Origin of the sequence: Sinomicrobium sp. (assembly GCA_029266035.1) — a bacterium.
In the GTDB taxonomy this organism is placed as follows: domain Bacteria; phylum Bacteroidota; class Bacteroidia; order Flavobacteriales; family Flavobacteriaceae; genus Sinomicrobium.
This window is the reverse complement of the sequence record JAJUFH010000001.1, coordinates 13136-28045: the sequence shown is the minus strand read 5'-3', so window position 1 is coordinate 28045 and position 14910 is coordinate 13136. Positions and strand designations below refer to the sequence as shown.

The 14910-nt window shown below is 41.7% G+C and carries 9 protein-coding genes; 7 read left to right on the top strand and 2 right to left on the bottom strand.

From position 1 onward, the window contains the following. Positions 1-29: 29 nt before the first annotated feature. On the bottom strand, positions 30-1670 hold the full coding sequence (locus ACYZZR_RS00090) for a helix-turn-helix domain-containing protein (protein WP_461531950.1): 1641 nt from the start codon (positions 1668-1670) through the stop codon (positions 30-32). A 149-nt stretch (positions 1671-1819) separates the two neighbouring features. Beyond that, positions 1820-3181, bottom strand: coding sequence for a hypothetical protein (locus ACYZZR_RS00085; protein ID WP_461531949.1), 1362 nt, complete (start codon positions 3179-3181; stop codon positions 1820-1822). Between the two features lie 179 nt (positions 3182-3360). On the opposite strand from ACYZZR_RS00085, the gene ACYZZR_RS00080 reads away from it, so the two are divergent. The 7 genes from ACYZZR_RS00080 (at position 3361) to ACYZZR_RS00050 (ending at position 14848) form a co-directional block, all read left to right on the top strand. Further along, the gene (locus ACYZZR_RS00080) at positions 3361-3927 is read left to right on the top strand and encodes an RNA polymerase sigma factor (RefSeq protein WP_461531948.1); all 567 of its coding nucleotides are present in this window, start codon (positions 3361-3363) and stop codon (positions 3925-3927) included. Between the two features lie 220 nt (positions 3928-4147). After that, a complete protein-coding gene (locus ACYZZR_RS00075) occupies positions 4148-5302 on the top strand; it encodes a FecR family protein (protein WP_461531947.1) in 1155 nt (384 codons plus the stop codon). Between the two features lie 170 nt (positions 5303-5472). Continuing rightward, entirely contained in the window at positions 5473-9009 is a 3537-nt protein-coding gene (locus ACYZZR_RS00070; RefSeq protein ID WP_461531946.1) for a SusC/RagA family TonB-linked outer membrane protein, read from the top strand. A gap of 11 nt (positions 9010-9020) precedes the next feature. Further along, positions 9021-10550, top strand: a complete 1530-nt coding sequence (locus tag ACYZZR_RS00065) for a RagB/SusD family nutrient uptake outer membrane protein (protein WP_461531945.1) — start codon at positions 9021-9023, stop codon at positions 10548-10550. A 43-nt stretch (positions 10551-10593) separates the two neighbouring features. Further along, positions 10594-11748: a thioredoxin-like domain-containing protein gene (locus ACYZZR_RS00060; RefSeq protein WP_461531944.1), complete on the top strand. Its 1155-nt coding sequence runs from the start codon at positions 10594-10596 to the stop codon at positions 11746-11748. Continuing rightward, entirely contained in the window at positions 11745-12893 is a 1149-nt protein-coding gene (locus ACYZZR_RS00055) for a redoxin domain-containing protein (protein WP_461531943.1), read from the top strand. The genes ACYZZR_RS00060 and ACYZZR_RS00055 overlap by 4 nt, the downstream gene beginning before the upstream one ends. 11 nt (positions 12894-12904) lie before the next feature. After that, positions 12905-14848, top strand: a complete 1944-nt coding sequence (locus ACYZZR_RS00050; protein WP_461531942.1) for a protein-disulfide reductase DsbD domain-containing protein — start codon at positions 12905-12907, stop codon at positions 14846-14848. The last annotated feature ends 62 nt before the right edge of the window (positions 14849-14910 follow it).

Sequence of the window (14910 nt, the reverse complement as noted above, 5' to 3'; positions counted from 1 at the left end):
GCAATGAGCACAGTTAGGCAATTGATTTTTTACGATCTCGTCATCTCGTCACCTCCGTATTGTTTGCGGTATTCACTTGGGGTATATCCGGTGTGGAGCTTAAAAACCCGGTTAAATGACGATTTGCTTTTAAAGCCCGATTCGTAGGCTATGGAGATTAGTTTAGCATCTTTATGTGTCGTCGATTTCATCAGCTTACAGGCTTCGTTTATCCGGTATAGGTTTACAAAATTGTAGAAATTTTGCTTAAAACACAGGTTGAGAACTTCAGAGAGGTGATTGTTGCTCATCTCTAGTTTTGAGGCCAGCATGGCGTGGTCGAGATCGAGGTCGAGATAGGGCTTGTCGGTCTCCATAAACTCGGTGATACGTTCCATAAAGTTTTGTCGGTCTTCCGGACTGAGGGAAGAGTTTTTGTATTGAGGTTGGTTTGTGGTTTCTTCAGCGGTAGCATCGTCGGCACCTGAGTTGGTGGCAAGCTGCTGTATTCTCGATTTCAGGCTGTTGTTCTCTTCGGTAACATCGATGAGGTTTTTGAGGAGATGGGTGTGCCGTTGTTTTAATTTTTTGCGGTTGTTATACAAGAATAACAGTAGTAGACTGAGTGTTGAAACTGCGATGATTCCTGTGGTAATCAACCCTTGTTGACGGTTTTTTAAAACCTCTTTTTCCAGACTGACCTGTTCGAGATTTTCACTTCTTTCCGCTTTTTCCTTTTCGTGATTGAGGGTGAGGGCATCAGTCCTTTCGTCCATTTTATCACTTACCAATTGGGCGTAGTGCTTTTGCTCTCTCGAAGCGTCCTCAAATTTTCCGAGGGTCTCATAGCACTCGGCGAGGTACTTATGGCTTTCCATCTGTAATTCCTTGCTTTTCTGCTGTCTTGCCAGCTCGCCCGATTTCACAAGGTAGTCTAAGGCTTCTACAGCCTTGCCTGTGTGCAATAGAGAAATTCCCTGATTGATTAAGGCATGTGTCTTGCCTCTTGTCTCCTGATCTTGAAGTAGTTTTAACGAGTTGGAAGAACTTTCTAAGGCGCGGTCGTACCACTGTAGTTTTATATAAGAACTGCCCAGATTGTTGAGTGCCGAAACAACAACTGCGGTGTCTTTGAGCTGCTCTCCTTTTTCTTTTACTTTAAACAAGTTGTCTATGGCCCTCTTTTCATCGTCTAATTTAGAATAGGCTGTTGCCAGTCCGTTATAGGCCGATATTTCCGTGCGGGGAGGCACCGGGTATCTTCGGGAGCGAAGGAGTACGGTATCCATAGTGCTAATGGCTTTGTCGTAAGCTCCTATATTGTTGTAGGTGTTGCCGATGTTTACCAGAATCACGGTTTTGGCCACATCGCGACTGCTTATGGCATCACTTTGTTGTAAGGCGAGGTGATAGCGCTTTAGGGCTTCTTCATAATTAGCAGTATAATTGTAATACACGGCCTGGTTTACGATAGCCATAACCTTCAGATCGTTGAGTCCGTGTTTTTGGGTGATTTCCAAGAGGGAATCGCTGTATGCCTTGTGGAGTTCGTATTCTCCCTCTCCGTAATGATATTGTAGTTTTTCGAGATAGTATTGTGCCTTTTGCCCTGCATTTTCAAGGGAAAGCTGCTCCTGGCTATACACCGGGAAAAGGGATAAAAATAGAAACAATATGGAGAGATAAGGCATTTATTTTGTTGTTAGGTTATTGGGGCGTTAGGTTATAGATGCAATACTTGTCGGCTCAATAACCAATTCCCCTACAAGGACTTCAAACCGCATTTTAGCTATAACGCTTTTTACCTCTTATTGGTATATGTCTCCGTTATTATTGCAGCTTATTCGCTGTAGAAATCATCGGTACCATCAATGATTTTTAAGCTAAATGCAGTAGTATCAGCCTTTACGTCTTGTAATACCTTGTTGAGCAAGTGCACGGCTTCCCTAAAACTTTTTTCTGTCAGTCCGTCTTTTTCACGAGCAGCCATATACAGTTTACAGGAAGGCGCATTATGCCTCACCAGAGAGAGCAACACATTAAAGCCGGGAAAGGATGTTTTTAAACTTTCATCTAAGGGAATAGAATCGTAAACCGGGGCTTTCCAGATATGCTCCAATACGGGGTAGTCGGCACTGTCTATAATCTGTCGATTGTAGCGGGGTTTTATCTTGTGAGTAGGGTCGTATATTCTTAAAAACAAGGCTTTGTTGCCAGAATCAGAGCGGTTCCATATACCTCCTTTGAGTTCTCTCGCATCTTTGTAGCCATCCATTAAGATGAGGTTTAGCTTTACCGAATCGGGATTTTGTACAAAATTGCGAAGATCGTCTATGGCATTGTTGTACTCGAAGGTCTTAATGCCCGTTGGATTGCTGTAATGTATGGGTGGGAGTAGGTTTAGTGTGGCTTGTGCATCGTTGGTGTAGAGAAAGAGCCGCCCTTCCGTTTTTAGCCGTTCGCGCACAATTTTCTTGGCTTGTTGGAGGTAACTATCGTGTAGTTGTTGGGATTGTCGGTACATTTTTTGAAAGTCGAGATCATCCTTTTTAAACCAGTCGTCTCCACAAGTACGTACCAAAGCAAGGAGTCCGAAAAGGAGACTGATGGGTATAGCCCAGGTGCCTTTTTTGCTTTTTGCGATGTTTTTTTTGAGCTGTTGATCGGGAGTTTCTTCTCTTTCGATATACACCGGTTCACTACTCACCGTTTCAGCTGAGGTTTCTGGTGTTGCAGATACTGTTTGTTGTCTCGTTCCGTAAAATTGGTCCAAACGAACAGACAGCGCTTCTTTAAATTCAAAAAAAACGCGAAGGTCTTCTTCACTGTTGTAGATACTGCCTCTGTCGCTCAGCGCCCACATAATTTTCTTCCCAGATTTCAGACGCATTTTAAGGGAGGAGGGAGGAGCTGTAAAAATATTGGCCTCGTAAATCTTGTCGATTTCAGCATAGGGAATACGACCAAAATGGTCGGAGTTCAGCAGCGAGTCGGTAAGAGTGATGCGGTCTTTGGCCTTTCCTTTTTTGATCATAAAGTACATCCCACCGGCCATGGGGAGGAATACAGCGGATAAAAAGACTACGACATTAACAAAATCGAGCGCTATCACTATGCCTATTGATACAAACGATAACAGTAATGCGCCAATCAGATAGCGAACTGATTTCTGATTCTGAAATTTAAAGGAAAACGATTCCATAATAGGATGACAGTGTTTTTAATAGCATTTATAAATACAGTTTCAAAGGTATATTTTGGAGTAATAGAAAGGTATAGTAGAAAACCGGGATTTTCTGGAGTTTTGATATTTGATTAGTTAAAATCGATTTATTGAGATAAATATTGTTTTTTTGTAGTTGTAACATTTCCACTCCTATTATGTTTAACTCTGACCGTGATATTATTCAAGGGTTAAAAGCTGATGATAAAAATGCATTGGTAAAATTGTACGATGCCTTTTGGAAACCTCTTTTTATATCGTCATACAATTTGCTGAAAGACAAGGAAATCTGCGAAGAAATTATCCAAGATGTATTTATAGATTTGTGGAATAACAGGCGGGAGCTGGAAATCAGAGTTTCATTAAAAAGTTATTTGTACGCCTGTGTGCGCTATAAGGTGTTTGCCGAATTTAGAAAGAACAAGCCGATGAGGGTAGAGCTGTTTGAAGAGTTGAATAAGCGCTTTCAATACGCCACTCCCGAAACTGAGGTTATGCACGACGAGTTGCTGCGACAAGTGGCTGCTGTAGTCGAAACACTGCCAAAAAAATGCAAAGAAGTTTACCAGTTGAGTCGCGATGCTCAATTGAGCCACAAAGAAATAGCACAACGGCTAAATATATCTGCAAAAACCGTTGAAAACCACATAGCCAATGCCCTGAAAATACTGCGTTCTGCCCTGGGGCATTATCTGTATCTACTGATTTTTATAGGAATGCAATAGTGAAAGTTAAATCAGTATGAGATATATCGATATCTGTATTGCTGTAAAAAAAAACATCCTTGTTAATCGTTGTTTTTCAGTTTGTTATGAGGTTAGGTGGAGGTAGATGTCAAAAAAATAAAAATTATTTTTAGGGGATAGCTCAAATTTTTAACACTGTATTAATACATGCATAACACAAATGGTGCAAAGGGCTTAGCTCAACTTCCAAATTAGGGGTATGAAAGAAGAAAATTTAGACAGAGAATTTAGGAAATTGATAGAGAAATACCTCGATGAGGAGATTACTCCTGAAGAGATGGTAAAGCTCATCAATTATTACGAGAGTTTTCAGCAATCTCACGACTGGGTAGATCGTTTGGGGCCTGAGCATATTGTCAAAGAGAACATGCTCCGCAACATCCTCAAGTCTGTCGATCGAGACGTGCCGTTGCGGGTTCCCGTGTATAGAAAGAAATTTTACCGATATGCCGTAGCTGCCTCAGTAGTATTGTTGTTGTCTCTTTCCTTTCTGTTTGTAAATCGCTTTCAAAATGCAGATAAGCAAGTCGTGGTAAATCAGGAGATTCAAGCGGGCAAGGGCAAAGCTGTGCTGACCCTTGAAAGCGGGGAAGAGGTGGCCTTGATTGAAGGTGAAGAATATCTTTCTGAGGCGGTGAAGAGCAACGGAAGCGAATTGGTGTACGACAGGAGTAAAGACGATGGAGGAACCCCCTCTTACAATTATCTGACCGTGCCGAGAGGTGGAGAGTTTTATGTAGAACTGTCTGACGGTACCAAAGTGTGGTTAAATTCCGGTTCTCAACTCAAATACCCGGTGAAGTTTGCAGAAGGGGAGATTAGAAGGGTCGATTTAGTTTACGGAGAGGCCTATTTCGACGTTTCTCCCAGCACTGAGCACGGCGGAGCAAAATTTAAAGTACACACTGAAGGTCAGGTGATAGAAGTGCTGGGTACCGAATTTAACCTAAAGGCCTATCCAGAAGAATCGCAAATATACACCACTCTGGTAGAGGGCTCGGTGGTAATGCAGTCGTCTAAAAACAAAGCGGATTTGGTGATGGTACCCGGTCAGCAAACTGTTTTGAACAAAGAGACTAATGACGTGCGTGTAGTGGAGGTCGATACTAAACAGATCACCTCCTGGAAAAACGGCCTGTTCAGTTTTGACGACAAGAGCTTAAAAGAGATTATGGTAGTGTTGTCGCGATGGTATGATGTAGACGTAATCTTTGATGACAAAAGCCTCGAAAGCCTGAGGTTTAAGGGACAATTAAATAGAGATCAGAGTATAGAAGATATTCTAAACGTAATCAAAAACACCAATTTTATCGATGCCTATGAAATAAAAGACCGCAAAATTATTTTGAGATAGTCAAAAAAAGGGAATACAACTTCTGCTCGCCAAAGTCAAAAAGTTTATATCCCCTTATTGAACATGATTAACCAATTATTATTAACCGATTAATACCAAACAAATTTATGGAAATTAATTTAAGGAGGCTTATTGTCTTTGGCAAGAGTCAAAGATTGCTACAAATTATTATGAGGATTTATATATTCTTAATATGTACCGTAGCATTTGGTTTTACTTCCGATAACGTTTTTTCGCAAAATGTAAATGTAGTTATTGATACGGACAGGGTAGTCACCGTAGATGAAGTATTCGACCTTATAATGCGTCAAACGGATTGCACCTTTATGTATCAGGTAGATATGTTTAAAGATGCTCCTGTAGTCACTCTAAAAAAAGGAGTGATAAAAGCAGGCGATTTATTGCAGTTAGGTCTTTCACATGGGCGCTATGCCTTGGAGCTTGTCGGTGATAAGATTATTTTAGTTAAACCCGGAACTGTAGGGGAGACAACTTCTTTTGATATATTTCAGCAAAATGAGGTTTCCGGACGAGTAACTGATGCTTCAGGACTGCCTATGGCCGGAGTGGCTGTTGTAGTAAAGGGTACAGGAAGAGGTGCTATTACAGATTTTGACGGTAAATACAATATAGCAGTATCTGAAGGAAGTGTTTTGGTCTTTTCTTATATCGGTTATCACAATCAAGAAGTGGTAGTAGAAGAAGGGCAAACGGAGATCAATGTGCAATTAAAAGAGAATGTAACTACCTTAGACGAGGTGGTTTTGGTATCTACAGGTTACCAGACCATCTCTAAAGAGCGCGCTACGGGATCTTTTTCTTCGGTAGAGCGAGCGCAGTTAGAAAAGCCGGCCTCAAGTATAGCAGAGCGATTGGTAGGAGCAATTCCCGGTCTTCAAAGTACGGTAAATGCCGATGGTTCCATAGATTTTGAGATTAGAGGGAAGTCCAGTCTTTACTCCAATGCACAACCCCTTATCGTATACGACGGTTTTGCGATAGAGGGAGGATTAGAAACCATCAACCCCAATGATGTAGAGAGTATTACGGTGCTAAAAGACGCAGCGGCTGCATCGATTTGGGGAGCCAAATCTGCCAACGGGGTTATAGTGATTACCAGTAAAAAGGGTGTAAAGGGCAAGCCGAGGATTTCGGTTTCATCTTTTGTAAAAACTTCCGGTAAATTAGATCTCGATTACGTAAATCCCGTAGCTACCAGTGAAGAGGTAATAAACTACGAACAAAAGGGATTTGACTCAGATTTTTTCGGGGGACCATGGCCGCCACCTTCTGCTACAGTTTCCGCATTGGGGGCACAATCGTTGGCCATAACTGCGATGAATGAAGTGCGACTGGGAAGATTGAGCCCGGAGGCGAGGGATGCCGAATTAAATCGATTAAGAGGACTTAATAACAAGGGCCAAATTAGAGACTACCTCTTACAGTCTCCCATAACCCAACAGTACAATGTGTCTGTTTCGGGAGGTAGCGAACGCATGAGCAACAGATTGTCTTTGATGTTCGAAACAGGCAAGAGCTATTACAAAGGCGACGAGAGCAAACGAGTGTTAATCAACTATGGCAATACGCTAAACGTGACGAACTGGTTGGATTTTAATTTTCAGGGAACCTTTCAGTACGACAGAGGGAAAAATAACGGGGTGGATCTCGCTTTTATTCAATCCTTACAGCCCTATGATATGTTGAGAAATGCCGATGGCAGTTTGATTGATATGTCTTATCTGAATTATTATCGTCCCAATTTGGAGGCTTTTGTTCCTATGGGGTTATTTCCTTATGCTGACTGGTCGTATAACCCCATATCAGAAGTGCAGAGCAGGGATTTGAGAATGGAGAGGTTAAACAGTAGGTTTCAGGCAGGCTTGACCTTTAAGATTATAGAAGGACTGACACTAAATTCAAAAATACAATTTGAACTGTTTAATAGCAGTAACAAAAATTACTACAGCGAAGAATCGTTTGCTGTCAGACAGTTTATCAATGAAACCTCGAGCTGGAATCAGGATTTCAATACAGCCCCTACTCAGAATGTGCCTTATGGAGGCATTTTACAACAGGACAAAACGACTGTAAAGACCTATAACTTTAGAAATCAGTTGACTTTTGTTAGAACCTTTGCCGAAAAGCATGCTATCAACTTTATAGCGGGTTCAGAGATACAAGACAGAGTAATGGAGTTCATCGGAAACCCGGATGCTTTTGGTTATAGCGACCAAACCCTGACTACCGGAGAACTGCTCAATCCTGCAAAAGGAGCGACTATGTGGGATGGTTCTCCTATGTCTTATGTTCCTTACTTTTATGACTTCAGTATATTTTCTACTCATGCTTTTTCGTATAATACGGATCGGTTTTTTTCACTTTATGGCAATTTGTCCTATACTTTTGACGACAAATACACCATTACCGGAAGTTACCGAACTGACGCTTCAAACCTTATTTCCGAAGATCCCAAATACCGCTATTCACCTTTTTGGTCGGTAGGTGCGGGCTGGCAATTGGGGCGCGAGCATTTTATGGAAGATGCGGATTGGTTAGATAGGTTAAATATACGTCTCACCTATGGGGTTAACGGGAATGTAAACACCTCTACTTCCTTCCAGCCTCTGATTGGTATTAACGGCACTTTGAATCAGTATACCCAGGAGACTACGGCTATTATGGATGATTATGGAAATCCTACGTTGAGATGGGAAAAGGCCAAATCGGCAAATTTCGGATTGGATTTTTCTTTGTTCCAAGGCAAGCTTTACGGAAGTGTGGATTATTACAACAAGAAAAGTATCGATCTTATGGTGCAGCAATCCATAGCTGCAGTAAATGGTACTGCATCGCAGACCTTTAACAATGGGGAGATGTCCAACAAGGGTTTTGAACTCAAACTGGGAACTACGCTGCCTATCAAAGGGAATAATATTGTATGGAGGGGAAGTGTCAACTATTCCTATAACAAAAACAGGATTACCAAGCTTTACAGGGCTTCGTATCAGATGTACGATTTGTATGATGGAGGAACCACTTCTTATGTGGATGGTTATAATGCCAATACTTTATGGTCACTTAGATATGCCGGCTTGACTAATGTGGGAACGGAGTCAGACCCTGATTTACAGCCTTCATTTCACGGAGCCGGAGGCGATAAGCTCACCTTTCAGAACTGGCCTGTAGGGGATGCCCGCGAGTATATTTCGAATGAGGGAACTACCGTGGCTCCGAGTACCTTTGGAATGATGCATTCGTTTGAGATTTACGATTTTGACTTCTCCTTTATCGTTACTGCCAAGTTCGGTCATGTGTTTAGAAGACAAGGCTTTAATTATTCGCCTATGGCGGGAGGGAATACCCGTGTAAACAGTAGTTACAGAGAGGTGTTGAACTCCGACCCCTCTCAAAGAGTCCCTATTCCTGAAGAAGATTACAGATATTATTTCTGGGATCGATTTTTTCCCTATCTCAACTACCTGACTGCCGATGCTTCTCATATCAGGTTTCAGGAAGTTAGTCTGGGGTATTCACTTCCTAAAAAGGTGACCTCTAAATTGGGTATAGATACTATGCGTTTCTTTGCTCAGGCCAATAATCTCGGGGTTATTTTCTTTAACGATTATGACGAAGATCCGGAATACCCTATGGGCACTGTAAAACCTCAGTCTACATTTACCTTCGGGGTCAATCTTAACTTTTAAAGCCAAGAATTATGAAACTATATAAACTTCTTATTATAGCTGTTTTAGTACTGAATATTTTTACAGGCTGTAACGATTTTCTCGACGAGGCTCCATCCAAGACCTCTTCTGTAGTCCCCTCGACGGTAGAACATTTGGAATATCTTTTGAATAACTATACTCAATTTGCCCAGGAAGGAGCTAATGAATTGATCTATGGTACGGACGATTATGGGGTGCTTACCGAATTGTATGATGCTGCCTCTAATTTATATCCGGTATATGCTTTGCAATACGCTACTTGGGAAAGAGAAAATCTCGCCAATTACGACAGACCTTACTGGCCGACGGAATGGGGGAAAATTTTTACGGCCAACTTGATATTGTCCATTGTTTCAGACGTGAGTGGAAATGAAGATCAAAAGCAGGAATTAAAAGCTGAAGCCCATTTTATCAGAGCCTATAGCTATTTTAAACTGGCCAATATTTATTGCTTGCCCTATACCGAAGCCAATAAAGGAGAGTTGGGGCTGCCGATAAAGGAAACCACTAATTTTGAAGAGTCGGTAGCAAGGGCATCATTAGAGGATACCTACAATTTTATCGCTGCTGATCTCGAGCAGGCGCTTACCTTGAGCAGATCACTAAAAGAGGTAAACGATAAAAACCGAAGCTGGAGAGCCAGTGAAGTGGCTGTCCGTGCTTTTGCCGCCCGTTATTACCTGTCTTTACACGATTATGAAAGAGCTCAGGACTACGCCGAAGAAGCTTTGGGAATATACAGTCAGTTGCGAAACTACAATACAGATATGCACTATTCAGATATTGTTTCTGAGGTTACTATTTTTAACCCGGATCCTACTACTGTTTCACTCGACTATCCATATACACATGACAGTCAAATCGATCCTACCGATATGATGGAGTGGGGCGAATCGTATTATCTGAGGTATTTATATCATGGATCTTGGTATTATATTCCTTCCAGAGAATTGTTGGATCTCTACGATCAAGATTACGATCTCCGATATAAGTATCATATCGTAGAGGGGTATTCATACGATAGGGGAGCCACAAATCCGCCCTACGACTATCCTGGCTATGTCTTTTTCTTTAAAGACAAGATCCTGAGCGGTCCGTCAGTGCCCGAAATGATACTGATTAAGGCCGAATGCCAGATTAGACAAGGTTCTTGGCAGGAGGGGATAGAGACCATTAATGAACTCCGGGAAGTCCGGATGGACGCCAGTGCCCCTGCATCAGCTAAATACCTGAGTGCTGCTTCCCCGGAAGAAGCCTTAGTAAAACTCACAGAAGAACGCCGTAGAGAAATGCCTTTTACTATGCGCTGGTATGATGTAAGACGTTATAACAACAATGCAGACCCTGCAGACGACGTGGTGATGACTCGAACTTTTTACCCCTATAATGCCAACGCCATACTGGGAGGAGAGGCTCCGATTATCTATACCCTTGAAAAGAATTCCAGGAAATTTGCCTGCCCTATCCCCAATACCGATATTATAGCATCGCAAGGCGTATTGAAACAAAATGAATATTGATACCACTATGGGGGTGGACTCAAAAACGATATAAATTCAATCTATGAACAAAATATTTAAAAAATATATACAAACTTCCGTAGGCTGTCTTTTTCTTCTCGGAACCTTGATAGGATGTTCCCGTTCCGGCTTTGTCGTTCACGGAAATATTCCGGAATTGAAAAACGGTACGGTTGCTTTGAAAGTTATCGATGGGCGAGAGGTGTCTGAAGTATTGGATTCTACCGAAGTAAAAGACGGGGTTTTTGTGTTAAAAGGAGAAGTAGATTCACCAGTGATGGCCTTGTTAGAGTTTTCTGAGGGGGCTTATATGACCACCTTTTTCATCGAAAATTCCGAAATATCTATAAAGGGAAATATAGATAGAGAGCGTAAGCGTCCAATACTGAATATAGAGGTGGAAGGTTCGGTTGTTGATCAAGCACATCGCGATATGATAAGTAGTATTTACGATGAACCCGAAGCACGTCTTGAAAAACTTCGGAATAAGTATGAACAGACTACAGATACTGTTTTGAAAAAACAGTTGAAACACGAAGTTGACAGCTTATCACGCAATTTCAGGTCGACAATAAGTCAGCGGAGAAGGGATTACATACGCAACAACCTCAATTCACCTGTGGCAGCGTATGCCTTGAGTAATGAGATGTCGTATGACGATACCGGAGTGGATGAGCTTGCGGATATTTTTTCCAAATTACCGAAAAGTCAGATCTCTTCTCCTTACTACAGTGAAGCTGCTGCCAAATTGAAAAGCCTTGAGGCATTGGAGCCGGGGGGGACGCCACCTTCCTTCTCGTTAATAGGAGTCAATGGAGAAGAGCTCAGTTTGGATGCCCTTAAGGGTAAGGTGGTTATTGTAGATTTCTGGGCATCTTGGTGTATACCGTGTAGACAATCGTTTCCACATCTAAAAGAATTGTACAATGCGTATAAGGAAAAAGGTTTTGAAATCATTACCGTATCAGTAGATCGGGATAAAAAAGCATGGATGAATGCTCTTGAAAAAGATCAGTTACCTTGGTTGAATACCCACAGTTTTTTTCCGGAGCAGAATAAAGAACAGCAAATGGAACAGCGGTATGCTGTAAACCATTATCCCAAAACATATCTCATTGATAAGGAAGGTAAGGTGGTAGCGAAAGATGTAAATCATGAGTTTGTTGAAAACTATTTAAAATCTCAATTTGAATTATGAAAAAGAATAGCAATAAAATAGACCTGGTATTTTTGACAGTAATCTTAGGTATGCTGTCGGTTGTCGCCTGTAAACAACCACAGCAATCACAAGATATTGTATTTGAAGGTACTGTGGGAGGAGACCTTAAAGGACACAATACCATAAGGATGTACAACGGTATTACTCAGGAAAATGATTCGGCGACTATAGTCGATGGTAGGTTTGCTATGACAGTGCCTTTCTCTGTACCTACCCGTTATATGTTTGCCCTCGAATATGAGATGGCTGAAAAAGGTGGATACACACCCTTTGGTATCCTCGTAGACGGCCCGGGAAATATTGAGGTCGCTGCAAATGCCGAAGAAGGGTTTTACAAAGCAAAGGTCACAGGATCTGAAGTACACAAAACATACGAAGAGATCTCAAGCCAGTTAGATCAAGGTGGTGAGAAAATCAATAAACAGCTCTCCGAAAAATACGGAGAGGCATTTGTGCAGCAACCCGATGTAGAAGCTCCTGAATATACAGCGTTTTTAAACGAAAAAAGACAGCAGGAGAATACACTACTTTTTAATATACTGAATGAAGCTGCTGAAAAACACCCAAACTCTTATGGGGTGTTGTTTGCACTTAATAGACTCGGACGAGATTTGGATGCCGATCGACTTGAGGAATTGTACAACCGATTTTCTCCCGATCTGCAACAATTGTATGAAGGAGAAAAAATTGCTGCCAATATCGAAGGGCAAAGACAGTCTGCCATAGGAAACACACTTCCCGATTTTACATTGCCCGACGCGGAGGGAAATCCGATAGCTATTAAAGCTTATAGAGGAAAATACGTGTTGATCGATTTTTGGGCCAGTTGGTGTGGACCTTGTATAGCATCATTTCCTCATCTTCGCGAACTTTACAAACAATACGGAGGGGAAAAATTTGAGATTGTAGGAATAAGTATAGACTCTAAAAAAGAGTACTGGCACAAGGCGATGGAAGCACATCCTAATCCCTGGCCTCAACTATACGACGATCAGAATGTATCAGAAAAGATTTTTGCCGTAACCGCTATCCCTGCCACTTTCCTGATAGACCCTGAGGGGAAAATCGTAGCAAAAGGATTAAACAGTGAAGCGTTAGATAAAAAATTGGATGAACTGTTTTAAAACTGTAAGTTATGAAATTAAAAGTTGTAGCCATATTTACGCTTCTATTATTTACACAGCTTGTAAAAGCGCAAAAAGCAGAATCCAAGAAAGATCTTAAAGTACTTTATGTTGGAGGTTCCGGAAACTGGATGGATGCTTTTGGTTATAATCACTACAGCAGTGATGAAGAAAAACAGCGAGATATCAAAGGGAGAATGGCTTCTTTTGAAGCTTTGTTAAAGCGCTATTTTACTGAGGTTACTGTGGTGAAGGCTGAGCAGTATAAGGCTCAGATGTCTGAAGCCTACGATGTTACAGTTATCGATGGCAAACCGGAAGCTATTAGTCCGAGAAAAGCAGAAAAGGACAGCACAGGACGAATAATCAATTATATTCCCGCCTCCTATTTTACAGAAGATTTTGATAAGCCGGTTGTTTTTATCGGAGAATTGGGAGAGAGTTTGGGAAGGAGTATTGGGCTAAAGGCAGATTGGTATTGTCTTTGTCTGGATGCCCACGCCTTGAATTTTAGAGAAGAGCACCCTATATTCAAAGGCCCTTTTCCCGTAAAAATGACCATTGAGGAACGTGCAACTCCTGAGGATGCTTTTCACTATGAATACTATGCAGATGGCGAGATTCCGAAAACTATTCCGATGTGGAGGGTACAGACTAAAGGATATAAAACCGACGAAGGTTTCCGTATAGGTATGGTTGCTCGCCCTTGGGGTTTTGAAGATTCGCCGGATGCCGAATATATCTCCAGCGGTGTTTGTGCAAAAACTTTGGATGCCGTAGCCATAGGCAGACATGGTAATTTTCTTCACTGGGGGTTTGTCGCTTCCCCGGAATATATGACCGAAGAGGCACAGGTGGTATTTGCAAATGCTGTTGCCTATATGTCAGACTTTGAGGGCAAAGGGATAATCGCTCGAAAATACTTAGATAGACGAGCTACAAGGGAATATTTAAAAGAACTCAAATACCTATCTACTCGCGAGGCTTATGAAGACAGATTGGAGTTGAATAAGAACTTTGACAAATCTATGTTGGAAGAAAAAAAGAAAGCCGAAGAAAAGCAGGCTCGTGGAGAGGAGCTCTCCGGAATGGAAAAGCGATCGTTGGGTTATAAAAAACAACCCGAATTGACCTATGCCGATTTTCTAAAGCGCTATCAAGGAAAGTATTACGATATTTTTGGTGCCGATGGTGAAGCTTACAGAAAGTTCTACGACGATAATCATGACTATTTCTACGGAGAAGAAGCAATGTATGAGATAACTGTGGATGAAGATGTAAAGAGTCTGAAGATTCCGAATTACGACAAACGACTTTTAGACAAGTGTATTTCTATGTTGGAAAAAGGAGTGGAAACGGATAAAGCCCGTCGTATTCTTTCTCGCTATACCATGGCCGATTTTGACGATGCTAAATCGTGGAGAACCTGGTTTGAAAACAATAAAGACAAAATGTTCTTTACCGAAACCGGGGGGTATAAGTTTATGATCGATACCTACGACAAGAGTATAGAAGGAAATGACTACCACCGAAAAAAAAAAGAGCTGACCTCAAGTAGTGACGCTATTAAACCAGCTGCGACAGACCAACTGAACCCTGTAAGTGTCGCAGCTGGGGTAGTAGAAGACAATGGAAAGAAAAACCTAGTCGTTAAGATGAAGATACACGACGGATTTCACCTGTATGCCTATGTAGCCCAAGGAGATCCCTTTATCGCTACCGAAGTGGATATTGAACTCCCCGACGGTTATGAGAAGATTGGAGAGCCCGAGCTACCGGCTTATGAGTATTACAACGACAACGGAACCACGAGATACACCGGTGAAATTGTATTTACTCAGGAAATAAGCGGCGAGGGCAGTGGAGAGGCCTTGTGTTATCTCACCTGGCAATGTTGTGATGCTCACATTTGTCAGCTTCCAGTGGTACGCAAACCTTTTGCGGTAAAACTTTAATTGTGAGATTTTTTATACTTTTATAGAAAATAATAATTGACTTATTATACTCAAAACTAAAA